Raw genomic sequence first — 25132 nt, forward strand, 5'->3', positions numbered from 1 at the left:
AGGCGATGTGCCAGCTAAAAATTGAGCATTTTATTGTTCAGTGTTTTTTTAGGCGGCATGCACTTTAAATCGTTTACCGCTTAGTGAGCCAAGTGTTTCGAGTTTCAATTCCAGGATTGAATTATATTAAGTCGTCGCATTGGTGAAAAAGAAAAGAATTTGGACGCACACGCCAATCAACTCGACACACAATTGGCTTCTATGGCGAACGAATATTTCTTATAGCAACTCCATAAGCTCGTTCGATACACGCGATTGGTGCCAATACCGCAGTAATTATACTAGAAACAATCTCGGGCAACCAGCAGAGTTTCATGCGCATAGCTTGTAATGCAAACCGGTAATAGATCACCAAAAGAGGATAAATATGATGCAAATCAATGTTTCTCGTGATCACTCTTTGGGTTCTTTTTTTGACACAGTTCTGCGCGGCATCGGTCAGGTCGTGTTTCAAAACAATCCGCTTTCTGGGCTGATTATTTTATTAGGTATTCTGATCAATTCTTGGATTTATGCGTTAGTCTGTATAGTGGGTGTTGTCGCTAGCAGTTCTACTGCAATTCTTCTGAAAGCAGACAAGCAACTGATCCGGGATGGATTGTTTGGCTTCAATGGTGCTTTAGTTGCTCTCGCTCTGATAGCCTTTACGAGTGCAGACTTTCGCAACGGAATGCTACCTTCACCGGCCATGGCTATATATTTGATCGTGGGAGCATCCTTTTCGACTATGGCTTTTGCCAGCATCGCCGTAATACTTGGAGGTCACAAAGTTGCACCACTGACGATGCCCTTCGTACTTGTGGGATGGCTGTTCCTGTGCGCAATCCTTAAGTTTGACGCGATAGAGGCTGGTCCTATGGCAAAGCCAGTTTCTCCAGAACAGTTTTCATATGCTGCATCTTACATGCTTCCAACGTGGTATATGGGTATTGGAAACTCTATAGGACAAATTTTTTTTCAGGATAACTGGATCACTGGCTATATTATTCTCGCAGGAATCGCAGTCAATTCACGCATAAGCGCCTTTATGGGGCTGCTTGGTGCTATAATTGGAGCTTTGGTGGCCGCAGCTTTTGGTGGTCCGGAGGGAGCGATACGAGATGGGCTTTTCGGCTATAATGCGGCCTTGACTGCGATGGCGCTTGGTGGCTTTTTCCTGGTTTTCAACTGGAGCAGTTTTTGTTATGCGATCTTTGGTGCTGTTGTTGCGACGTGGCTTTGGGCATCAATCGCGATTTTCCTCAAACCTATTGGAATGCCCGTCCTTACCTCGACATTTGTTATCGTAACGTGGATCATGCTCATCGGTCAGAACGCTTTTAAAGTACTGACACCTGTCGCCCCTGAGGATGCAACTACGCCCGAAGAAAATCGTAAGCGATACCTTCAAAAGCTGCACCTATGATCGGAATAGACGACTATAAAGTGTCTCATGCCATGCACTCGCCATTGCGAGGTAAGGGGCTGTATTTCCAATTTCGTCATCGTTGAGCCCAAACGCGGTTTCGATTGCTCGCTCAATTGAAACCGCGGCCTCTATCAGGATCTTTTGACCGGCGGTATGACCAAGGGGTATTATGCGGATTGCGACGGTGACTTGTCCCTCGATCACACTCCACATCAGACCACGCAAAGCATCTAGGGGCGATAAGCACCAGTGATGTGCGGCTATCGCGAAAGCTGAAGGAAAAGCCAAGCGACATTGTGGAGGGAGATTTCGGACTCGCCCGACATCGAGTTCTCTGAGCATGGCTAACAATGACTCCCCCATCCGGCGGTCTTCCAGCTCGATTTCTCGGCTCTCCCGACTTGCTATCAACCAATCATTTAATCGGAAGAATTCCGTTTCCTCGCACCGTCCCAGCGCGTTCATAATTCGTATGAAAATGGGAGCGTCGAGCGCCGCAAAACTGTGTTCAAGAAGACCAAAGACCCAAAACGCGCAGCTCTTTTTATCTTTGACTATGCCAGCCTGAACCGCCCATTCTAGCCCGCGAGAGTATGAGAACGCTCCCACCGGGTGATTGGGGCTTACAAGACGCATGAGGTGAATCAAGCATTGTCCCGACGCGTGTCCAAGCAAATCCATATCAACCTGATCTTCCACAGAGACTTAAGCTGTTCATTTTTTCCTTCAATGAATGAAATCCATATCAGGAAGCGATCAGATACAGTCCTGCGAGAGCAGTTAAACCGCCTGCCATTCGCATGAAAACCTGACCAGTTCCCCCGCCAAGCATTCGACTTATTGTAATCCCGATGCCGATGCCGACTGCGTGTAACAACATGGTAGCAAGTGCAAAGCCTGCGCCATAAGACAGGAACGCTGCTCCGCCAATTTCACCTCCATGGGCATAACCGTGAAAGAAAGCGAAGAAGCCAACTAAAAGAGCTGCAGTTGACGTTGAAGCATGGAAGGCTACAGCCACAAACAGACCAAGGATAATGACTGACGCAAGAATGACGGGTTCGACAAACGGCAACGAAATACCACTCAGTGCCATCAGGAAACCCAGCAGCATCACGCTCACGAAGCTCATAGGAACCAGGATGAGCGCCTTACCACCGAGCATAGATGCCCAAAGTCCCACCGCCACCATCGCCAGGATGTGGTCGACGCCAAACACAGGATGAGTGAAGCCTGCAGCAAAGGAACCATGTTCCGCTGGATTAAGATGCGCAAAAGCCGGGCTAATCGTCACTGTGGAGACGATCATAGCGAGAACCAGAGATTTTTTCATTGTCGCTTCCTTTAAATGGAATAATCTCAGAAGGAACCAAACATCGATCCAAGCACGAAGACCGCAATAAGAGATATGATCACTCCGACAATCACAGTCATAATCATGTCTAAATAACTTGAAGAGTGGGTCTGTCTGCTAATTTGCAAAAGTAGAAGTACGGTCCCGTTATGAGGTAGGGCATCAAGCGTCCCAGCACTTATCACCGTGAGACGGTGCATAAGCTCCGGATTGATACCATACTCGATTGCAAGTTTCATATATTGCTCGCCCAGAGCGTTAAGGGCGATAGCCATGCCTCCCGATGCCGTACCAGTGAGTGCTGCGAGCGCATTCATTGCAACGACGAGAGAGACGAGTGGACCGCCGGGCACTTCTAGGACCGCATCGCGGACCAGAGAAAATGCGGGCATGGCTGCTACAACTGCACCAAACCCGACAAGGCTTGCAATGGTTAGAATTGGAAGTACCGACGAATTGGCACCAGCGTCCAAGCTTTCCCGAAGCGCCTGTAGGCGACCAAAATTGAACGCTATCAACGTAACTATAGCTGCGGTAAGGGCAATGAGAACCGCCCATAGACCAATGGCCGACGAGACATTAATGCCCCAAGGTTGTTGCTCGAGAAACGAAAAGTCAATGCGCGGAAGGATGATCAACGCCATTAAAAAGTTGATACAGATGACCACGAGCAATGGAAAAAGTGCGATAAAGAAGGGGGGCTGCCGTTTCGCACGGACACCCTTGTCAAGTTCAGCAGGATCGAAATCACCTGAAAGTGTCGACCGCTCTCTGGTTTTCTCCGTGATTTCAATGTCGCCACTATCATCTATATAGTTTTCGCCTGCAATCCTGGCTTTCGTTTCGGCGCGTTGCAACCACCACATGCCAAAAGCCAACGTAATCAGGGAGGCGATTATCCCCAATCCAGGTGCGGCGAAGGTTGTCGTTCCGAAATAGGGCATGGGAATAGCATTGTTGGTGGATGGTGTCCCAGGCATCGCAGACATTGTAAAAGTGAATGCGCCCAGCCCTATTGCGGCAGGCATGAGCCGTGCAGGTATATTTGCAGCCTTGAACATTTCACGCGCCATAGGCACCAGAACGAAGAATGCCACAAATACGCTGACACCACCGTAGGTCACTACAGCCGATGCCAGTACGACAGATAGCATAGTTCGCTTCACACCCAGCCGTTCGGTCATGTAGTGCGCTATTGCGGTGATGGAGCCGCTATCATCCATCAGCTTGCCAAAAATTCCACCAAGCAGAAAGAGGGGAAACCATCTTGCGACGAAACTCGCCGTGCCTGTCATGAAGGTTGAGGTCCAGTTAGCTAAAAGTGGTTCACCGGAAATCAGCGCTGCAAGTAACGCAGCCACCGGAGAGAGCAAAAGGACACTCCACCCGCGATATGCAAACCACATCAGGAGCGCGAGCCCCATCAATATTCCAAGCAAACCCATGTTATCTGACCCCTCAGTCGATACAAGAGAGTATGCAATCGAAATTTTCTTGATGAAACAACTTTCATTGAAATAATTCAAGTATCAAAATGCGATTAGCTTTTTAATTATTGGTTTTTTATGGCTTTTTAAATGATAAAGGTATGATGTAAGTCAACAAAATTTTTTGCAATATTGTGGGTTCTATCAGAACTTAGAACCGCAAATTTGAAAACTACAAACGCTCCTAGTGCTGATAACGTAATGCTGTGCTCTTCGCACAGGAGCGAAAACGGACCGGCCCTGATTGCTCGACTTTAGTACAGTAATTCTGGAGAGCCCACCGAATGTCAGAAATTGTTGCAATGCAATCCATTATGTTCAATCTTGGCATAGCGCTGCTTCTAGGCTCTGCGATTGGTCTGGAGCGACAGTTAAAACAGCGCCATTCTGGGCTTGTGACGCATGGGCTTGTCGCGCTCGGAGCTGCAGCATATTGTTCCCTACCGGAGGCTTTCGGGTTTCAGGCCGATCTGAGAATGGGATCGCAGGTCGTAACGGGCATCGGATTTCTGGGGGCTGGTCTCATCATCAAGGACGGTGCCAGCGTTAAAGGCTTGAGCACGGCTGCGACCGTGTGGAGTACAGGAGCAGTGGGGGTGCTCACGGGTTATGGCCTTTGGTTTCTCGCTGTTGAAACTGCATTCTTCATTGTATGTCTGAATATCTCTTTGCCGAGAATTGCGAAGCTCGTTGATCGTTATTCTTTTATTACGCCCGAGACTGAGCGGTTTTACCTTGTCAAGTTTAGGTGTTCTGCCGAAAGCGAGATTGCAGTAAGGGCGGCGCTGATACAGTCACTCGACCTCATGAAGCTACGATATCATGCAATTAAAAGCGAACTCATTGAGAGCAGCGATGAAGTCGAGATCGACGCCACATTGTTTGCCGACAAGGAAGATGATCGAGTTGTTGAGGCGTTGGTGACGCAGCTCAGTTTGCGTTTGAGCATTTTATCTTCAAGCTGGGTAAAATTGGAGAATAGTGGCTGAAAGTCTGATTTAGATTTCTATATTTTTCAGCATGTACTATTACATTGTATCGTGTTCTTATGTGTTTCTGGATCAATATTTGGAATTTGAAGTAGTGATACAGCCCGCTTGGGGCGCGAGGGGTCGAGGATGGACGCTCATCAACTGCTGAAAATCAATCGTAAATTTATTGAAAAGCGCAAATGGAAGGGATTTCTTGGGCTTGGAATATTATTTTTAGCGGGTGGATTTCTCTGTTTGCTCTTGCCTGTTTTTTCCGAATTTGCCGCAAGCACAATCTTCGGCTTCGTTCTTATGGGAATAGGTGCGGTCAAGATCATCCAGTCGCTTTGGGTAAAAAGCTGGGCAGGCTTTGTTTGGCAGGAGCTGTCTGGCGCGGTGGAGCTGGTTGGTGGAGTAATGATATATATCAATCCACTCAAAGGCGCTCTTGCGATTACGCTTCTTATTGCCATTGTTGTATTCGTACACGGTTTCCTCCAGATTGCCATGTCATTTAAAATCAGACCAGAACGCGGCTGGTGGTGGTTTACCTTGTCTGGATTGATCGCACTGAGCGCGAGCGCGGCCCTCGTTCTCAAGTGGCCACTGACGCGGGATCTTCCATCAGGATCCATCGCGGGAATAGCACTCTTAATTGCAGGAATTGCGTATCTTGGCAGTGCTTTAAGTACCCGCAATGCGTGAACTAACCACCATAATCGTGGGATTGCGAAAGGATACGTAAGTGACAAAGAGGTTTTTGGGTGCTTCAATACTCGCTGTATTAATCGCTTTGTATCCGCTTTTTGTTTCGCGGATAGCGATTGCGCAGCAAGTTCAAGCACCGCCAGTTATTACCCAGACAGTAGAAAAGGCGTCGTCGGCTGCGCCGTTGCGGTTCAATGGGCAGATAGAGGCAATTGAATCCGTCGACATTCAGGCACGCATTACGGGCTTTCTCAAACAAAAAACATTTGAACAAGGGGCGGCGGTTAAGGCAGGTGATTTGCTCTTCGAAATTGAGCCCGATCAGATGGCGGCCGCTCTCGCTCAAGTTGAGGCACAGGTCGCGCGCGCCCAAGCTGCACAGAATGCGGCTCGCCAGTCCTTGTCTCGCACCCGAACTCTTGCCAATCGCAATACGGCCTCTCAAGCATCCCTTGATGATGCACAGGCGAGCTTTGACATCGCCTCCGCCGATGTTCAAAGCGCTGAGGCTGCACGCAATACGGCTAGACTGAACCTTTCCTACACGCGGGTCAGGTCGCCTATAAACGGAACAATAGGGCGCTCACTGTTCACTGTCGGCAATTTGGTGGGTCCAACTAGCGGTCCGCTCGCACGGATCGTGCAATTGGATCCTGTTCGGATTGTGTTTTCTATAACTGATCGGGCTCTCACTGATTTGCGCCAAAAAGAGGCACAGGGCGGTAGAATTGATCCTGAAAGCTTCAGGCTTACACTGAAGCTTTCGAACGGAACCGAGTATGAAGAGGAGGGTCGCATTCAGTTTATCGACAACGAGGTCAACGTTCAGACTGGAACGGTCGCTGTACGCGCGATATTTGGCAATAAGGATCATCTTCTGGTTCCGGGACAAATTGTTGCGGTTACCCTGCTAGATGAAACGGCCGTTGATCTGCCGATTATTCCCATGTCGTCCGTGTTGCAGGACCGAGAAGGAAAGTACGTCTTCGTACTCAATGCGGGTAACACAGTTTCCCGACGCGCAGTCATAACAGGCGCGCGACTGGGCAATAACTGGTCTGTTGCTGAGGGTTTAAAAGCAGGAGAGACAATTGTCGTAGAAGGCCTTCAGAGAATTATGGACGGCCAGAGCGTTGAACCACATGATCACATCGCTGGCGAAGTGGGGACCGGACAATGATATCTGAGATCTTCATAAGACGGACCCGACTAGCCATCGTTATTTCGCTGTTCATTTCTATCGCTGGCGCGATTGCCATATTTTCACTGCCTATACAGCAATATCCACAAATTGCTCCTCCCACGGTCACGGTATCGGCTTTTTATCCCGGAGCCAGTGCTGAAGTGATTGCGGATGTCGTGGGTGGGCCGCTCGAAACAGCGATTAATGGCGTCGACGACATGATTTATATGTCATCCACAAGTTCAAATGCCGGACAGTACACATTGTCGGTGACATTCGAGGTCGGCACGGATCCAGAGCTTGCTCAAGTCAATGTGCAGAACCGAGCACAACTCGCAATTTCACGGTTGCCTGCGGCAGTTGCTCAGCAAGGTGTTTCCGTTCGCTCTCGCTCACCCGATTTTGTATTGGGTATAGCTTTTTATTCGCCGGACGACAGCCTGAGCGCACTTGAGATCACTAATTTCACCACGGCTACGATAGTAGATGCGGTCTCGCGGGTGGGAGGCGTGGGTGAGGCGAGTGTTGTCGGAGCGTCAGAGTATTCGATGCGCGTTTGGCTCAATCCTCAAAGAATGGATGCGCTGGGAATATCAGTCGATGAGGTTTCGTCTGCAATTCAGCGCCAGAATATTCAAGCGACACTTGGACAAGCAGGTGCGCCTCCGATGCGGGCCGGATCTGAACTTCAATTTACATTGATTGCTGAAGGCCGTCTCAGAAACACCGATGAATTCGGAGCTATCATTGTTCGCAATGGTGCAGACGGTGCCAAGGTGTATCTACGCGACATCGCTCGGATTGAACTGGGAGCGCGAAACTATGCGTCCAGAGCAAGTTTTGCCGGTCATGAATCCGCGATGTTACAAATCAACCAGTCGCCTGGTGCAAATGCCATCGACACAGCAACAGCAGTACAAGCCGAGCTCGAGCGACTGTCCGCCAGATTTCCTGCTGGTTTGCAATACCATATCGTTTACGATGCGACCCGATTTGTGGAAGCCAGTCTACAATTGACAACCCGAACGCTATTCGAAGCATTTGCAATTGTACTCGCTGTCACATTCATTTTTCTACAAGATTGGCGCGCAACACTTATTTCAGCACTTGCGATCCCGGTTTCAATGCTTGGTGCTGTTGCAGTACTTTTGGCCGCAGGATATTCACTTAACATGATATCGTTGCTGGCTCTGGTTCTTGCCATTGGTCTCGTTGTCGACGATGCTATCCTAGTTGTCGAGAACGTTAAACACGTGTTGGACGATACCCCGGATATTTCTGTCGCTGATGCGACGCGCAAGGCGATGGGTCAGATCACTGGACCAATTGTTTCGACGACACTTGTGCTGCTAGCTGTCGTGACACCAACAGCATTTTTGGAGGGCATTGGAGGGCAACTCTATCGACAATTCGCAGTTACGATTTCATCAGCTCTTGTCATTTCTTCGTTCGTGGGACTCACACTGAGCCCAGCTTTGGCTGCTCTCTTACTCAGGCGCGGTGCGAGCGGTTATAAGCGTGGTCCCTTGGCGTGGTTCACCCGCTTTATGGAAAAAACCCGCGCCAGTTACGGCAAATTTGTAGGTCTTCTGGTGAAATACTGGTTTGTTCCACTCGCGGGAATTATCGCGTGCTTTGCTGCAGCCTATCTCATTTTTGTCAATTTGCCCGCGACCTTCTTGCCCGACGAGGATCAGGGCGCGCTGTTTGTGGATATCCAGCTACCAAGTGCAGCCTCGCTCGATAGGACCAACCTGGTTGTTGAGAGGGTTCGCAAAGTGCTGAGCGAAACAAAAGGTGTTCAAGATGTCATCACGGTTGCTGGTTTTAGTATTTTGCAGTCGACCAGTACACCTAATGGAGCTATGGCGGTGGCCGCGCTGTTACCTTGGGAGGATCGCGAAACTCAAGCGCTGCAGCTTAACAGTATTATCACTGCTTTGCGAACTCAGTTTGCACGGGTTCCGGGTGCGAACATATCTGTTTTCGCTCCACCGGCAATCGCCGGAATTGGGTCAGTAGGCGGCCTTGACTTTCGGCTACAGGCCCTTCAGGGTCAGCGGCCTGAGGAAATCGCTCAGGTTACAAGTTCTCTCCTTGGTTACTTTAATCGCAGCCAGAAAATTGGCGGAGCGGCTACAACATTTAATGCGAATGTGCCGCAGGTTTACGTAGATGTTGATCGTTCGCGCGCCGAAGCGCTTGGATTAAGTGTTTCGGATATTTACGCGGCAATAGGTGCAAATTTCGGTTCAAGGTACGTCAACGACTTTACCCTCAATGGACGCGTATTTCAGGTCAATCTCCAGGCGGATTCAGACTTCCGAGCGCATAGCGAAGATATCCTTAAACTTCACGTCAGCAATCGCAATGGAACCTTGGTTCCGCTAAGAAGCGTCGTGTCGTTAACAACAGTATTGGCACCATTCGTTATAACACGCTATAATCTCTCGGTGTCGGCTCAGGTAAATGCTGTGTCGGCACTGGGTGCAAGTAGCGGGCAAGCCATGGCGGCAATGGAAGCTGTGGCGTCGGATACTCTTCCTCAAGGCTATGGATATGAATGGTCAGGTTTGTCGTTCCAAGAAAGCAGAAGCAGTGGCCAGGAAACAATCATTTTTGCGCTGGCTTTCCTTTTTGCCTATCTTTTTCTTGTTGCCCAATACGAAAGTTGGGCCTTGCCAGCAGTGGTCATTCTTTCGCTTGGAGCAGCATTGTTAGGCGCGGTTGCTGCACTGAAGTTGTTTGGTCTTCAAAACAGTCTGTACGTTCAGATTGCCATGGTGTTGTTAATTGGCCTAGCAGCCAAAAACGCCATTCTGATTGTAGAATTTGCCAAGGAGAAACGTGAATCCGGTCTGACTGCGATGGATGCTGCTCGCACAGGTGCGGAACAGCGTTTTAGAGCCGTTATGATGACCGCCGTTTCGTTCATTCTGGGAATTCTACCGTTGGTTTTTGTGTCTGGTGCTGGTGCTGGTGCTCGTCAGGCGGTTGGTGTGACGATTTTTGGCGGCATGGTAGCCGCGACGACGATCGGCTTGCTGCTGACGCCTGGTCTTTACTTTATAATACAACGAATGACGGAACGACTGGGCAGTCAAGGTGAAACGCAAGGTAAAGTCGACGCCGAAAACCTGTAGCCCTTTATAATTGGCCTTTATAAGTATTTGATAGGCGTACTGTACGGTATCGCTAACGCTGGAACACATCGCTTTCTCAGGACTCAAGCCGCTATGTTTACGACCAATGTTAGGTGTGAACCTGAGTTGACAAATGACACCCTTTTAGCCTCGTGCAATCTGTTAGAGCATATTGCCGGGGGGCGTGGACGAATTGGCTGACGTATTGATCGACGCTTGATTCAAGGCTGCTTTTTGGAAGCGGTTATGAGCCGAGGTGATTTGAGCGGATCCGAATGGCGTGTCTTGAAGGATTTGCTTCCGATTGAAGCCGTCAATCGGGGACGCGGGCGTCTCCCGGAGCAAAATCATGCAATCATCAACGGCATACTTTAGAACTTCGTTGCGGTACCCCGTGGCGGGATGTTCCACCCAAATACGGCAATTTGTGTACGATCTATCGGCGGTTTCGGAGCTGGAGCGATGCCGGGGTCTGGGAGGCCATTTCAGTCAACCTTGCCAAGATCATTGCTGAAAGTCGCCACTACAGCATCGATAGCACCATAGTTCGCGCCCATATTTCAGCAGCGGGGGAAAAGGGGATTCATCGACGCGCTCTTGGCCGCTCGCGTGGCGGGTTCACCAGTAAACTTCACTGTCTGGCTGATGCCTGAGGAAGACCGCTTGTCTTCCACCTGACGGTTGGCAAGACAGCAGATTGCAAGGCTTATGACACGTTGATCAACTTACCCGAGCAAGCGCCACAGGCGCTTCTTGCTGATAAGGGTTATGATGCGGATGTTATTCGTAATGATCTTGCCAGTCGCAATATCGAACCCGTCATTGCCGGCAGAGCAAACCGCCGCGTGAAGATCGAATATGATCGCACGCTGTATAAACAGCGCAACTTAATCGAACGGATGTTTGGCAGACTTAAAATCAACCGGGCCATTGCCCCCGATACGACCAACTCGCAGAGAGTTCATCAGCATGGTCCATATTGCAACCACAAGATACTGGCTCAAATTTGTCCACGCTGTCTCGCATATGGACAGAATATGATTGGCGCGATTTAATTCATCAGCTTTCGGCTTTAAAGGTCTTAGCCTTCTTAAGAAGCTCGGTACGATTGCGGCCTATTTTCTCAATCAGTTCTTTGGCCTGTAATGGTGAAAGATCCGAATTCTCAGTTAAGTATTTGACATCGCTGTCTTGTGTCAGTGGATCGGTATTCTGTTGATATTTGACCATGACTTATCCTGTCTGTGAGTGAATTTTGAAACAACCGGGCCAATCAACTAGAAACATACCAGATAGCGACGCCCCCCAAAATTAGCAGCCACCATATCACAAAGGGCGCGACCGGCTTTTTAATCTTTGTATGGCCGCAAAAACTCACTTCTTCCACCAGGTATGCCGAGCTTAATGGCTCCCTGACATTTCTGAGCGCTTCACTCCGCTTGGCCTTCTTAGTCATAATTTTTCACCTCAAGAGTGAAACCGCTGAACCCAGAAATTGTTCCGCAATGGTGAAAGTCGTGAACAAGGGTAAGCACACCACAAAAGAAACGCTATGGATGACGGTTCGTAAAACGGTGAGATTTTTTCGAAGTTTTACCTGAACAAGAAGAGGTCCGCGTCACGGTCTAGCTGACCATCAAGTTGAGCTGATAAGATCTCGGCAGCAATTTTGCTAAAAGTTATGCCATTTCCTCCATATCCCATTGCAGCATAAACATTTGAATGTCCGGGTACCGCACCGATCATAGGAATGCCAAGTGAGGTCGAGCCAAAAGCGGCAGCCCAATGGTATTCCGGCTCGCCAATGTCGCGGCCGATAAGTGCTTTCACTTTCTTTGCAATTTTGTGACTCTTTTTGACTAATTTCTGTTCATTCTGATAAGCGCCGTCAGATTTTTCGTCCTCTCCGCCAGCGATAACGCGGCCATTTTCAGCAGTACGGAAATAAAGATACGGGTCTGAAGCCTCCCAAACGAGATGGTTTGCAAGCCAAGCGGGCAATTGAATATTAGCCGAGCTGGCTATAGCCCAGGTCGATATGATTTGGTGATCCTTGTTAGCCAAAGACTTGAGGAACTCATACCCTGTACAAAAGATCACACTTGAAGCGGTGATGATCGAGCCTGCGGCAGTCGATAAGGCTACTTTATCCGAGACACTGACCAGATCCGTAATTTCGGTGTTTGCAACCACTTCAACACCTTGTTTGATGCATGAACGAAGAATACCGGCGGTGAGTTGTGCCGGGTTGGCTGAAGCCGAGATGTCGCTTACAATCGCGCCAGTTCTATCAATTTGATACTGGTCTTTCAGACGCCGGTCATCAAGAAAAGTCGCGCCAATACCGATAGAATTTCGTGCTTCGGCCTCTGACTCCAATGCGCGCATCCCATATTCATCACCGGCAAGGTACAGGGCCTTTTTGGGCTGTAAATGGCATGAAATACTATGCTCGCGGATCATGGACACGAGTGATTTGACCGATTGCGCAGAGCGTAACCAAATTCGTTCCGCCTCCTTTTCTTTAAGAAATTTCTTGAGCTTGAAAAGGGGGACATCAATTTCGTGCTGGATCATGGCTGTGCTCGCCATACTGCTCCCGAGCACTGGCGCTCGTCGGTCAATTATAACAATACTTCTTTTGCCATTTGAAAGGGCTTGAGCCACAAGTGCCCCGCTAATGCCCGCACCGACAATGATGACATCGTAGTGCCGTTTGGATGGAATTGTCTTCGTTCTGACCGTTATATGCGGTGTGGTCTGCCAATAAGGCAGAGATTCTCGCAACACTCGCTGCTCGGTCGCTTTTTCATGAACCAATGTGAATCACCTTTTAAACGTGCCACGCCTCTCACAACGATTTCCATTCCAAATGGTTCAACGAAGAATTGGATTCCACTTACCAAGTAGTGAGGGAATTAAAGGGATTCAGCAAAGCGGTACCTTAAAAGGCAGAAATGACTTTTACTCTTCCTGTTATTGACGGATATCGAACGGCGCTACGACCCGCCGAAGAAAGTCAATGAGTTTGCTTGCAGCCAGAGATCTCGGGTGATTTTTAGGCGTAAGAAGCCAGAGATCGATCGTGGTTTCGGGAACGATCCGTCGCCGTATTAGTGTCTCTGTAGTGAAATCCAAACCGACAAAAGACGGGACAATCGACACACCGACACCACTGGCCACAAAACTACAGGCGGTTTCAGAAAGTGGAACTTCAATTCGGTTTCTCTTTTGCACACCTTTGATCTGAAAAGCACGGTCAATCGTCATCAGCGAACAGTCGTCGCGAGCAAGAGATATAAAGGGATCATCGCTCAAGTCTTCCAGATCAATAACGGCTTTGTGCGCAAGAAGATGACCTGCTGGCAATACGCAAACCATTTCAAAGCGTATTAAACGTTCTGCTTGAACATTCGGGTTCTCGAACGGCAGTACACTCAAACCGATATCAACTTGCTGTGCTGCAACAAGATCGATAATGCGCGGGGATGGCAAACTGCGCATTGTAAAATGAATGTCCGGCTGATCAGCGAGCAAGGGTGCCAGAGATTGCGCTAGAAACCGAGTTGTTAGCGCAGGTGGAGCGACAAGAGTTATCTCTCCCCATTCCTGATTACGGACAGCGTCGGCCAATCGCGCTACACGTGCCGTACCTGAAAACATCTTTGCAACCTCAGTGGCGAGCATGCGTGCTTCCAGTGTCGGTGTGAGCCGTCCGTTAGTGCGAACGAAAAGCTGAAAGCCACAGGCATCCGAGAAACTGCGCAGCAGCTTGCTGACTGCTGGCTGTGATATCCGCATGCGTTCTGCGGCATGTGTTACCGAACCAGTTTCTATTGTGTTGTGAAACGCTTCCAGCTGCCGGATATTCATGTGCGTACTTTCATCGGGAATCGACCATATGAGTTCTGGTTATAATGATAGGATAATTTGATATTTGACAATTATGGTCCAGCTCGCTTTTCTCCTGGCAAAACATGAGGGACTGATCGCTGCTGCGATTTGTTCAAAAAAGGGGAATATGCATGAAATTGGTCCGCTCTTCGGTATTGACCTCTGCAATACTACTTGCCCTGACGCTTTCAGCTCCTGCTAACGCAGGAATTTTGTCGGTATGCGTTGAGGGATCACCGGAAATCTTTAATCCGCAACTCAGTAGCAATGGCACCACGTCGAACGTTCTCGGTAATATTTACGACAATCTTGTATCGGTTAAGGCAACCAGTTCCGATATTGAGCCGTCACTCGCTGAAAGTTGGACAGTTTCGGATGACGGGCGGTTATATACGTTTAAGCTTCGCAAGAATGTGAAATGGCAATCCAATGCCCAATTTACGCCGAGCCGGGAATTCAACGCTGAAGATGTGGTCTTCACATTTGACCGGATGATGAAGGCAGACAATCCCTATGCGAAGATCAATGGCGGCAATTATGTTACGTTCAACACCAAGCTTGCCGATATTTTGCAATCGGTGGAAAAGATCGACGACTACACCGTTCTATTTACGTTGAAGGAACCTTTGGCTCCATTCATCGGGGTCATGGCGCACCAATCGCTGGCAATCACCTCAGCGGAATATGCAGATGTCCTGATCAAGGCGGGAAAGCCTGAAACTTTCGACATGGATCCGATAGGAACCGGCCCTTTCGCCTTACAAGCCTACCAGCAGGACGCGATTGTCCGCCTTATACCGTTTAATGAAACCTGGGGAGCAGTAATCGGTGATAAGGCGCGTACACCGTTGGTCGATGCGTTGATCATGGCAATCAGCACCGACGCATCGGTCCGATTGCAACGCGCTCTGGCGGGCGAATGTCAAATAGCGCTCTACCCCAATCTGGCTGATCGAGAAATGATCGAGAAAAGTGATACACTGGATCTCAAACAGACCCCCGTAGCATCAACCGGCTTCATTGATTTCAACTTCCGAGATGAGAAGTTTCAGGACAAGCGAGTGCGAACAGCTCTCGCCGAGGCGATCAACGTGCCAGCCCTGGTCGATGCTGTCTATAATGGTATGGGTGTTGCTACTGGAGCACTCATACCACCAGTCTTGTGGGGACATGCAAAGGACCTGCCACCGCACGAGTATAATCCAGAAAAAGCCAAGGAACTGCTAGAAGAAGCCGGTTATCCAGATGGATTTTCAACCCAGATATGGGCTGTTCCTGTTTACCGACCCTACATGCCCAATGGTCGCCGTGCTGCGGAAATGATCCAGGCAGATTGGGCAAAGATCGGTGTTAAGGCTGAAATTGTTACCTATGAGTGGGGTGAGTATGTCCAGCGTGCCCGAGCGGGTGAAGCTCCGGTTGCTATGTTTGGCGGCATCTATGATTTTCCCGATCCAAGTCAGATTCCCAACAATTATTTCATCTGCGATTCAGAGGACAAGCCGAGCCCATCGAACGTGGGCGCGTGGTGTGACAAGGAATTTATCGGGCTGATGAACGAAGCGGGTCGTGTTAGCGACAAGGAAAAACGTATTGAGCTTTACGACAAGGCGCAGAAGCGTTTCCATGAGGAAGCACCTGCGGTCATTCTCGGTGGTGCAGATACACTGACAACCGTTAGCAAGAATGTGAAGGGCTTTGAGCCCGCAATCTTCGGTACGAGCAGGTTTTCCGGCGTAACCGTTGAATAAATAGAAATTCGGAGGCTTTCTGGAGATTTCAACCGGACGCCGCTTTAAACTACGTATTTGAACGGGAGTGAATATGAAAGTCCTGATTATCGGTGCAGGCATCCTTGGTGCGAGCACCGCTTACCACCTTGCACGCAAGGGTATCGATGTTGAAATTGTTGATGCCCAGCAAGAAGGAAAAGCGACGCTTGCGGGGGCTGGTATCGTCTGCCCATGGGCAACCAAGCTTGAGGATGGCCCATTCTACGATATGTATGCCGCCGGTGCCGCTTATTACGCAACATTGGTAAACGGACTCAAATCCTTTAATGAAACTGAACTAGGTTACGGCAAAGTTGGCGCACTCGTCGTTGCGGAAGACAGGCTGGAGTTTGAGGCTGCAGCTAAACGCATTGCTCATCGCGTTGCAAGTGTTCCAGAAGCGGGCATCATTGAACATCTAAACTCTGCGGCAGCTCGTGAAAAATTTCCACCTCTGCGGGAAGGAATGGAAGCAATATTCATTCCTGGTGCTGCTCGTGTGGATGCCCGGTTGCTTGCTACAGCGATGTTGCGCGCTGCTGCGACGCTTGGTGCTAAAATCAGGCAGGATCGCGTTGCGCTTTCGTTGAGGGAAGGAAATCCGATCTGCAGTGCTAGTGACGGAACCGTGCTTGAGTTTGACGAAATCGTTGTTACCGCCGGCGCATGGGCGTCGCAGCTTCTCGATCCGCTGGGTCTTAGCCATCCAGTTGAGCCGCAGAAGGGACAAATTGTTCATCTCCGTCTCCCGGGCGTTCAGACTGCGAGCTGGCCGGTGCTTCTGCCAATGGGGAGCCATTACCTGCTGGCGTTCGACGATTCTCGCGTGGTTATCGGCGCAACGCGTGAGGACAATTCCGGTTTTGATTACCGGGTGACAGCGGGTGGTGAGGCAGAAGTGCTGAATGCCGGGCTCGCAGTTGCGCCCGGGCTTGCTAACGCAACGCATATAGAGACGCGCATTGGTTTTCGTCCTGCATCCAAGAGCATGAAGCCCATTCTGGGTCGTGTTCCTGGTATTGCAAGTCTGACGATAGGGAATGGTTTGGGCGCTGCAGGGCTCACCATCGGACCATATGCTGGCAAGCTGCTAGCGGATTTGCTGACTGATGTCCCGCTTGAGATCAATCTTGGATGTTATGCGCCAGCGTAACGTCCTCACAATCCACTCAATGAAACTGTAAGAGAGGTAAAACCATGGTAACTCGTTACCGGAAGCATCGCATTATGCATGCAGCGGTTGAACATAACGGTTTGATCTTTGTAGGTGGCCATGCAGCAACTGATATTTCGCTGGGCATGAAAGAGCAGACGCAACAGATCTGCACTAAGTTGGACGGCATTCTGGCGGAATGTGGCTCCGACAAGACACAGATTATCTCCGCACGCATTTATCTTAGTGACATGTCAAAAAAAGAAGAAATGAACGAGGCATGGCTTGACTGGCTTGACGGAGATGATCTGCCTTCGCGTGCGACGATAGGCGTGGCAGATCTTGGGGATCCAAAACGATTGATTGAAGTCGTGGTGGTTGCTGCCAAAAACTAAAATTGTCGATCAACTCTGGCCCGCTTGAGCCTGTGCCGAACCCGTCGACACCGTCGGCGGGTTCCTTTTTTCTTCTGATGGCTACTGAAAGCGCACGATCGAAGGCTAAACTAAAATCCTGTCGTTGTTTGATAGTGTTCTGAACGCGCTCCACAACACCCTTGTATTTGACCTATGAGACCGCCCAGTGCCGTGGCCGACGAAACAAGACCACGGCTCCCCAGAATCGGGATCACACAAACAGCACCGGCGAATTTGATAGCCCTACCAGTTATTTTCAACGGGAGCCCTCTGACGGTCTTTGCGGGGTTTTCTCGATAACGTGCTGAGAACTCGGTGATATTATGATCGCGATTTCGTCGAAAGTGATAGGCGAGGGTGAGGCGTGAAGCAGGGACAGTTTCGTACACGATCGCATCGTGCGCCCAACCGGTTTTGGCCCCCAGGCTCTTGGCTTTGGCCCACAAGTTCCAATCTTCGCCCCCGGAAAGATCAAATCTTTGGTCGAAGCGAAGGCCTGTGTCCCTGAAAAAGCTTAGTCGACCTATCCAGCTACCCGTCGCGATCTTAATAGTATGACCCTGACCTGACAGCGATTTTGTTTTGCACTTGCGTTCTGATTTTATACCGCTGTGTTTGATACCGGACCATACGACCTTCTGCATAAGAGTCAGATCGCTCCCATAAGGCACAGGGCGGACCGGTGACCCGACTATATCGAGATCAAGCCTGTCACGCTCAGCGAGCAAATTGATGAGCCAGTCTTTTTCAACCTGCTCGTCGTCATCGACATATGCCAGAAAGTGATATTTTTTACTAACTGCGTAATCCAGTGCGAAGTTTCTAACCGCACAAATGCCAGGTGTGCCTTTGTTGAAATAGGCAACTTCATTATCTGCGACACAGGAACGGAAGTGGTCGACGATATTGCCAAGAGAACAATGGTCCTTGTTCTCAACGATCAAGAAAGAAACCGTATCGGCTGTTGGTCGGGTCATGTCACTTAAGGAAGCGAGCAAATTGGCCAACATCTTTGGCCTGTCTCGTGTTGCAACGGAAACACAAATATGACGCCCCATTCTCAATCTCGCTTCTAATTCATAGAATTGCCCAGCGGTGATTAAATCGGGAAGTTCAAAATTAGCGATCCCTGAAACTTGGTATTTTGTGAGATAGCATAGACTGCGTCACATAGAACGGATGTCACAAAATACCTGATTTCGGGGATATGCAACAGGTTCTGCTAATTTTACTTGGGTCACTCACCCTAAGGGTATTATTGGAGAAACATCATGAACATGAGATCATTTATTATCGCGGCTGGGCTCGTGCTTTCCAGCGTTGGTATTGCGAATGCTGCCGATGTCATTCAAACACAAGAACCTGTGCCCACACTTGCTATTCCTGTTTTCTCTTGGTCGGGTGGTTATATCGGCGGCCAAGTCGGATATGGTTGGGGAAAGTCGAGGCTTGGTGATGACGAAGGGTCTGTTTTTATCAAGCCGGATGGCTTTCTAGGAGGTGTTTATGGGGGTTACAATTTCGAAACCGAAAGCAACGTAGTTCTAGGTGTCGACGGGGATGTAACCTTCAACAACCAGAAGGAAAGTATTTCAGATGATGATGAGTTTCTCACCGCCTCTATTGAAAGCAAGCTTCGTTGGTCAGGTGCTGTCCGTGCACGGGCAGGTGTCGCAGTCGACCGCTTCATGCCATATATTGCCGGTGGTGTAGCGTTCGGTAGTGTGAAGAATTCTGTTTCTCTGACCGATGGGGTCGATAGCATCAGCGTCTCGCAAAGCAAAACTCTGACGGGTTGGACAATCGGCGGCGGTGTTGACTACGCTGCCACTGATAATGTGATCCTGCGCCTTGAATACCGTTATACAGATTACGGTAAAAAGAACTTCAGCGCTGGCAATGATGATTTTGGCTTTGATTCTGTTCAAAATAAATTTAAGACAAACGAAATTCGGCTTGGCGTAGCATACAAGTTCTAGTACGCGGCAAAAAGCTCAGATTTGAGGATGTCGCCCGTATATCGGGCGATATCCGAACGGCACCACAGTTAATGTATCAATTTATCTATCAATACTATTGAGTTGTGGATATTGAATTTTAATAGAAGTCTTAAACAATGTCTGGTCTGAAAGGAGATGCCGATGCCACTTAGCACGCTTGCCACCGATATTGTGCTTCCCGCACCGGTACTTCTGGTTGAAGATGATATGGTGGTTCGACGTCGGCTTGAGGGGCTGCTGTTTCAGTTTGGCTATCAACCTGAGACCATTATCTTTGCCGCATCGTTGGCTGAGGCGCGCGCCTGTATGGCGGATCAGCCCGTTGCTTTAGCTTTGGTCGATATCGGATTGCCTGATGGCAGTGGGATTGATCTGATTTGCGACCTTCATGCTTCAGATCCCGGGTTGGCTATACTGGTGATTTCGGCGTGGTGCACGCAGGATGTAATTCTTTCTGCCTTGCGGGCGGGCGCAGTAGGTTATGTTCTTAAAGAACGTGACGATTTGGAAGTGGCAATAGCAATACGCAGTGTTTTACGCGGTGGCGCGCCTATCGATCCGTTTGTCGCAAAACGTATTATCGAGGAATTGCCTGCTCAATCGCCAGAACGGACGGCAGACGATGGTATGCAAGCGCTGACTGCGCGCGAGAGCCAGATATTGCTTTTGGTTGCCGAAGGACTTGGTAATAAGGACATTGCAGAGCGCCTCTGCCTGTCGCGGTACACTGTTGAGTGTCATATTAAACGGATTTATCGCAAGCTTGCTGTTTCCTCAAGGACGCGGGCAATACACACCGCAAGACAGCGCGGATTGTTGGCGTGAGGTGGCTGCTATTTCTGTGTTTTTGTATTTTTGCGGCACCTGCTTGGGCTCAAGTGAGTTCTACTGCGTCAACATGCTCGGTGCGCATAGTCAGTGTCAAAGCGGCTGAGGCTACTCCCGACGGAGGTAGAGCAGAGGATTCACAATGGGAACAGGTGACTCTTCCAGATGACTGGAATTGGCGACATTCTGAGGGAGCCAATAACATCTGGTATCGTATCGACTGGCAACAAAATTGCCCTGTAGGGGGCCGTGAGCCTGTCGCCTTGCTACTGCGATCCATCGTTGTGTCTGGAGAAGTTTACGTCAACGAACATCATCTCTGGAGCGATGAGCAATTAACGGAACCGCTATCGCGCAGCTGGAATATGCCCCGCTATTGGCGGCTGCATGATGGTTGGTTATACGACGGTGTAAACACACTCTGGATCCGAGTAGTCGGCATAAAAGGTCAGACTCTGGGGTTAGGGGCTGTTGTCATTGGTCAGTCCAACAAAGTTTATGAGCAATACGAAATCCTGTGGTGGCACCACCGCACATTATACGTCGCAAACATTATTGTATCGGCCGTCATCGGAATTTTGTTCTTTTGCATCTGGATCTTTCGTAGGGATCAAAGCGCATACGGATGGTACGCATTTTCGTCCTTATTCTGGGTCGTTTTCATATCGAATATTCTGGTCACTAAGCCCTGGCCCTACCCTGATACCCTAACGGCGGCCAAAGTGAACGCAATTGCCCTGCTGCTATGTGTGGCCTGTTTTTGTTTGTTCACACTGCGTTTTGGCGAAAGGCGATTGAAACGCTATGAGCGCATTCTATGGGGGACGACAGCATGCCTTATTATCGCGCTCGTTATCACGCCCGCTTACTCTATCGGTTATGTTCAGATCCTCAGCTTTTTGTTGGCAACTGTGGCGTTTCTGCTGAATTGTCTGCAGTTTCCTCTCTATGCTCTGCATACGCGCCAGCGTGAACATTTAATGCTGGCTGTTTGTCTTTTGGTTTTATTCGTAACAAGCCTGCATGATTTTCTGCTGATTTTTAAACTCATTCCGGGTGAATTTACCATCCTGCCTTATGCGAACATTGTGATTACTCTCTGTCTATCCGGCATCTTGGGATTGCGTCATGCTCATAATGTCCGACGAATAGAACAGTTCAATGTTGAGCTAGCAGACAATGTTGAAAAAGCGCGCGCCGAACTCGCAACAACCCTTGAGCGTGAATATGCGCTGGCGCTGACCAATACCAGACTTAGAGACAGGTTAGATATTGCACATGATCTTCACGATGGCATCGGTGGGTCACTCGTACACATGATGGCTTCCGTGGAGCAGGGCCAAGGCCCTGTCAACCGACCACAAGTCGTTTCGATGCTTAAACTGATCCGCGACGATCTGCGCCAAACCATTGATAGCAATTCCAGCCCCAGCATCAAGGTTCCAGCCACACCGTTGGAATGGATGGCTCCCTTACGACATCGTTTCACCGCGCTCTTTGATGAACTTGACATAAAATCTAAATGGTTGTTTCCGGATCGGTGGCTCAAACCGCCCAACACGTTACAATGCTTGGCGTTGACCCGAATTGTTGAGGAAGCACTGACCAACGTTATAAAGCACAGCCGCGCTAAAATGGTGACATTGTCAATGATACAGAGTTCGCGCGACACACTTGAATTGCACGTCGAAGACAATGGTATCGGCTTTGATGTCGAGGCCGTACAACAAGCCAATATCAGTATCGGTATGCGCAGCATGGCCACTCGTATGGCACGCGTTGGGGGAAGGATCGAGTTTTCGTCGAAGCCGGGACGAACTCTCTTGAATGCGGTGCTTACGGTTGAGTGTTGAGAAAACATGCTCGCCTGCGGCTTTATTCATACATTGCGGACCATTGGATGAACTCAGTTCGCATGGTTGTTCCGAATGTTGTTTGAAAGGGGTACGCCTTCTGGCGAATAAAGACGTTCTCACAGATTGTATGCGATCGCACTCGAGAATTTCGCGAGTGACTTTCTAACAGTTCTGATTACAAGTGCGAAAGCGCATTTCAATCGACTGAAAGAGATCAGTGCACTAACCGTTTGTTTTAACGACTATCTTGTACGAAAACCGTTTCACAATTTTTGGGCTACGCTCTCGGCACGTAAACTGGCCTCATCTTCCGGGACGCGAGTGGCTGTTTCTCTCAAGATTAGCTCAACGGGCCAGAGTTCGTGAATATCGGATGGAGCTTTGTCATCAAGGATATCCATGAGCATATCTGCGCAACGTTTGCCAGCAGCGCGCATTGATGACCGTGTTGCTGTGAGTGATGGCACCATATTCTCTGCGCTCAGGAACGAAATCACGTCATCATGTGCAATGACGGAAATATCTCGGCCGATCACTAAACCGAAAGAACGGGCCGCTCGATAAATGCCCAAAGCGGTCATCATCGATCCTGCGACAAACGCTGTAGGGCTTAGATCGCGCTCGAGGACTTTCTGCGCCAAACGATAACCGATCTCGTCTGTGAAATCGCCGTGCTCGACGAGGCTTGGATCATATTCAATCCCCTTTTCTTCAAGCGCTTTACGGTATCCCATGTCCCTATCAAGTGAGAATGTAAAGCCTTGGCGTCCGTTGATCATAGCGATACGGCGATGGCCAAGATCAAGCAGGTGGGTGGTGGAACGATAAACTGCGCCTTCGTTGTCGATATCAAGCCATGCATGTGGAATATCGATTTTCGAACGACCATGAACGAGAAAAGGCATGCCTAATTCATTTAGCAAGCGAATGCGTTCATCATTCGGCTTGGGTGAGGTCACGATTATGGCGTCGACGCGTCGGCTAGTGGCAAGGCGGCGGCAAAGTTCCACCTCATTTTCCGTGCCGTTATTTGCGATGGGGCTGACGAGGATATCCACCTCATCTTGACTGAGCCTTTCAGCCATACCGCGCATGAACTCGGCGAAGTGAAACTCACTATTGCGCCCCATCACGACACCAACAGCGCCTGCTCGACCTGTTACAAGTCGTACAGCGTTGACATTCGGGCTATAGCCCAGTCGCACCGCTTCGTCTCTGACGCGCTTGCGTGTCGTTTCAGCGACTTCCGGATAGCCGCTTAGTGCGCGACTGACTGTTGTGGCGGAGAGACCGAGTTGTTTGGCAAATTCACGAAGCTTCATTGGATCTAACGGTTTGGAGCACTGATAAGACTGGGTATTATAGTCGCTTCCTTGCGGTTAACAATTGGCAGTTCCCTGTGACGAAAGCTGCTTGTTTAACTTATGACGCATAACCAAACCGATTTCAAGTTATGGCAGCTATTCTGTCGGCCATAAACCAATCACAGTGAGGCAAGTACGCCCTATAAATTGCAATGCTTATATTATATCATTGATAATATGTAGTATTTGGAATTTCCTCTTTCTCTCTCCCTTTATGTGAAAGACAGCCTTGACAGAATTGCGGCCTTCTGCGACCTTTTTACTATCCAAACCGTTTTCGATTTCGACAACCGCTTACTGAATGGATGGGAGGAGGGAGCAATGAAAGCTCTTAAGGGTCTACTGACGGCATGTGTCGCTTTTGGCTTTGCCGCTGCATCTGCTCACGCAGCCGAAATTTCGATTGCTGCCAATTCAACTGGCAATAACATTAAGTTCTTACAGGATCAGATTGCAAAGTTCGAAAAGGATACTGGCAACAAGGTTCATATTGTCTCCATGCCACCATCGAGCAGCGAACAGTTTAGCCAGTACCGTTTATGGCTGGCCGCAGGCAATGTAGATATCGATGTTTATCAGACAGACGTGGTTTGGGCGCCGCAGCTTTCTGACCAGTTTGTTGATCTGACTGAAGCTACAAAAGACGTAACGGGAAGCCATTTTCCTTCGATCATCGCGTCCCAGACGGTGAATGGTAAGTTGGTAGCTTTGCCCTTTTATACCGATGCGCCCGCACTTTTTTATCGCAAGGATCTTTTGGAAAAATACGGGAAATCTGTTCCAAAGACGTGGGACGAGATGACTGTTACAGCCAACGAAATCATGGAAAAAGAGCGGGCGGATGGCAAAACGGATCTATGGGGCTTTGTCTTTCAGGGCAATGCTTATGAAGGCCTGACTTGTAACGCGCTCGAATGGATCAAGTCTTCGGGTGGCGGCCAGATTGTTGAAGCTGACGGAACGGTTTCGATCAACAACGAACAGGCTGCAGCCGCAATTGATCGTGCAAGGGGCTGGATCGGTTCGATTTCCCCGCTGGGAGTTCTCGCCTATCAGGAGGAGGAATCCCGTGGCGTTTGGCAGATTGGTAATGCAGTGTTCATGCGCAACTGGCCCTATGCATACGCGTTGGGCAACAGTGAAGATAGCGGTGTAAAAGGCAAATTTGATGTTGCGCCTCTACCTGCCGGTGCCGAGGGGGAGCCTCCATCCTCTACACTTGGCGGATGGAACCTAGCAGTATCAAAATATTCCACAAAGCAGGATGCAGCGATTGCTTTGGTGAAATTTTTGGCTTCACCGGAGGTTCAAAAGGTGCAAGCCGTGGAAATCTCACGATTGCCAACCATTGAATCGCTTTACGACGATAAGGAAATTATTGCAGCACAGCCGTTCATGGCAAATTGGAAACCTATTTTTCAAAATGCAGTGCCGCGCCCTTCGGCTGCGACAAAAGTAAAATACAACGAAGTCTCATCAAAATTCTGGACGTCCGTGCATAAGACCCTTTCGGGTAGTGGTACGGCTACTGAGAACCTTGAAATGCTTGAGGTCGACCTGTCGGAGCTTGAAGGCTCTGGTTGGTAAGCACTTAT

General features: G+C 49.4%; 20 protein-coding genes and 1 pseudogene. 13 read left to right on the forward strand and 8 right to left on the reverse strand.

Translation table 11 applies throughout. The features are described 5' to 3' along the window. Nucleotides 1–370: 370 nt before the first annotated feature. Nucleotides 371–1405: an urea transporter gene (locus OIV19_RS19205; protein WP_264233005.1), complete on the forward strand. Its 1035-nt coding sequence runs from the start codon at nt 371–373 to the stop codon at nt 1403–1405. Here OIV19_RS19205 and OIV19_RS19210 read toward each other — a convergent pair. The 3 genes from OIV19_RS19210 to OIV19_RS19220 all read right to left on the reverse strand — a co-directional run bounded on the left by OIV19_RS19210 (nt 1400) and on the right by OIV19_RS19220 (nt 4207). Beyond that, nucleotides 1400–2089, reverse strand: a complete 690-nt coding sequence (locus OIV19_RS19210) for an urease accessory UreF family protein (RefSeq protein WP_319637622.1) — start codon at nt 2087–2089, stop codon at nt 1400–1402. The two genes, OIV19_RS19205 and OIV19_RS19210, sit on opposite strands and share 6 nt — an antisense overlap. Nucleotides 2090–2153: 64 nt before the next feature. After that, entirely contained in the window at nt 2154–2741 is a 588-nt protein-coding gene (locus OIV19_RS19215; protein ID WP_264232950.1) for a HupE/UreJ family protein, read from the reverse strand. A 26-nt stretch (nt 2742–2767) separates the two neighbouring features. Then, nucleotides 2768–4207, reverse strand: coding sequence for a GntT/GntP/DsdX family permease (locus tag OIV19_RS19220; RefSeq protein ID WP_264232952.1), 1440 nt, complete (start codon nt 4205–4207; stop codon nt 2768–2770). A gap of 326 nt (nt 4208–4533) precedes the next feature. Between OIV19_RS19220 and OIV19_RS19225 the strand changes: the two genes are divergently transcribed. The 5 genes and pseudogenes from OIV19_RS19225 (at nt 4534) to OIV19_RS19245 (ending at nt 11295) form a co-directional block, all read left to right on the forward strand. Continuing rightward, nucleotides 4534–5238, forward strand: a complete 705-nt coding sequence (locus OIV19_RS19225; RefSeq protein ID WP_264232954.1) for an MgtC/SapB family protein — start codon at nt 4534–4536, stop codon at nt 5236–5238. 129 nt (nt 5239–5367) lie between these two features. Further along, nucleotides 5368–5925: an HdeD family acid-resistance protein gene (locus OIV19_RS19230; protein ID WP_264232956.1), complete on the forward strand. Its 558-nt coding sequence runs from the start codon at nt 5368–5370 to the stop codon at nt 5923–5925. Between the two features lie 40 nt (nt 5926–5965). Then, nucleotides 5966–7108 (forward strand): efflux RND transporter periplasmic adaptor subunit, encoded by a 1143-nt coding sequence (locus OIV19_RS19235; protein ID WP_264232958.1) that lies wholly within the window; start codon nt 5966–5968, stop codon nt 7106–7108. Next, entirely contained in the window at nt 7105–10254 is a 3150-nt protein-coding gene (locus OIV19_RS19240; protein WP_264232960.1) for an efflux RND transporter permease subunit, read from the forward strand. The genes OIV19_RS19235 and OIV19_RS19240 overlap by 4 nt, the downstream gene beginning before the upstream one ends. A 246-nt stretch (nt 10255–10500) precedes the next feature. After that, nucleotides 10501–11295, forward strand: a pseudogene (locus OIV19_RS19245) (IS5 family transposase). Nucleotides 11296–11313: 18 nt separating this feature from the next. On the opposite strand, the gene OIV19_RS19250 reads toward OIV19_RS19245, so the two are convergent. The 3 genes from OIV19_RS19250 to OIV19_RS19260 form a co-directional block, all read right to left on the reverse strand. After that, entirely contained in the window at nt 11314–11484 is a 171-nt protein-coding gene (locus tag OIV19_RS19250; RefSeq protein ID WP_264232965.1) for a hypothetical protein, read from the reverse strand. A gap of 363 nt (nt 11485–11847) precedes the next feature. Further along, the gene (locus OIV19_RS19255; RefSeq protein ID WP_264232967.1) at nt 11848–13074 is read right to left on the reverse strand and encodes an NAD(P)/FAD-dependent oxidoreductase; all 1227 of its coding nucleotides are present in this window, start codon (nt 13072–13074) and stop codon (nt 11848–11850) included. 156 nt (nt 13075–13230) lie between these two features. Continuing rightward, entirely contained in the window at nt 13231–14127 is an 897-nt protein-coding gene (locus OIV19_RS19260; RefSeq protein ID WP_264232969.1) for a LysR substrate-binding domain-containing protein, read from the reverse strand. A gap of 152 nt (nt 14128–14279) precedes the next feature. On the opposite strand from OIV19_RS19260, the gene OIV19_RS19265 reads away from it, so the two are divergent. From OIV19_RS19265 to OIV19_RS19275, 3 genes are all read left to right on the forward strand, one after another. Further along, complete coding sequence (locus tag OIV19_RS19265) at nt 14280–15899, forward strand: ABC transporter substrate-binding protein (protein ID WP_264232971.1); 1620 nt, start codon at nt 14280–14282, stop codon at nt 15897–15899. Nucleotides 15900–15972: 73 nt separating this feature from the next. Further along, nucleotides 15973–17073: an FAD-dependent oxidoreductase gene (locus tag OIV19_RS19270; RefSeq protein WP_264232974.1), complete on the forward strand. Its 1101-nt coding sequence runs from the start codon at nt 15973–15975 to the stop codon at nt 17071–17073. Nucleotides 17074–17117: 44 nt separating this feature from the next. After that, nucleotides 17118–17468, forward strand: coding sequence for a RidA family protein (locus OIV19_RS19275; protein ID WP_264232975.1), 351 nt, complete (start codon nt 17118–17120; stop codon nt 17466–17468). Nucleotides 17469–17578: 110 nt separating this feature from the next. On the opposite strand, the gene OIV19_RS19280 is transcribed toward OIV19_RS19275, so the two are convergent. Then, complete coding sequence (locus OIV19_RS19280; RefSeq protein WP_264232977.1) at nt 17579–18547, reverse strand: glycosyltransferase family 2 protein; 969 nt, start codon at nt 18545–18547, stop codon at nt 17579–17581. Between the two features lie 213 nt (nt 18548–18760). Here OIV19_RS19280 and OIV19_RS19285 point away from each other — a divergent pair, with 213 nt between their 5' ends. From OIV19_RS19285 to OIV19_RS19295, 3 genes are all read left to right on the forward strand, one after another. Next, complete coding sequence (locus OIV19_RS19285) at nt 18761–19468, forward strand: outer membrane protein (RefSeq protein WP_264232978.1); 708 nt, start codon at nt 18761–18763, stop codon at nt 19466–19468. Between the two features lie 162 nt (nt 19469–19630). After that, a complete protein-coding gene (locus OIV19_RS19290) occupies nt 19631–20314 on the forward strand; it encodes a LuxR C-terminal-related transcriptional regulator (RefSeq protein WP_264232980.1) in 684 nt (227 codons plus the stop codon). A 155-nt stretch (nt 20315–20469) separates the two neighbouring features. Then, a complete protein-coding gene (locus OIV19_RS19295) occupies nt 20470–22170 on the forward strand; it encodes a 7TM diverse intracellular signaling domain-containing protein (RefSeq protein ID WP_264232982.1) in 1701 nt (566 codons plus the stop codon). Nucleotides 22171–22436: 266 nt separating this feature from the next. On the opposite strand, the gene OIV19_RS19300 is transcribed toward OIV19_RS19295, so the two are convergent. Further along, nucleotides 22437–23495, reverse strand: coding sequence for a substrate-binding domain-containing protein (locus OIV19_RS19300; protein ID WP_264232984.1), 1059 nt, complete (start codon nt 23493–23495; stop codon nt 22437–22439). A 363-nt stretch (nt 23496–23858) separates the two neighbouring features. Between OIV19_RS19300 and OIV19_RS19305 the strand changes: the two genes are divergently transcribed. Further along, the gene (locus tag OIV19_RS19305) at nt 23859–25124 is read left to right on the forward strand and encodes an ABC transporter substrate-binding protein (protein WP_264232986.1); all 1266 of its coding nucleotides are present in this window, start codon (nt 23859–23861) and stop codon (nt 25122–25124) included. Nucleotides 25125–25132 lie beyond the last annotated feature (8 nt).

The sequence above is a fragment of the Brucella sp. HL-2 genome (assembly GCF_025846885.2).
In the GTDB taxonomy this organism is placed as follows: domain Bacteria; phylum Pseudomonadota; class Alphaproteobacteria; order Rhizobiales; family Rhizobiaceae; genus Brucella; species Brucella quorumnocens.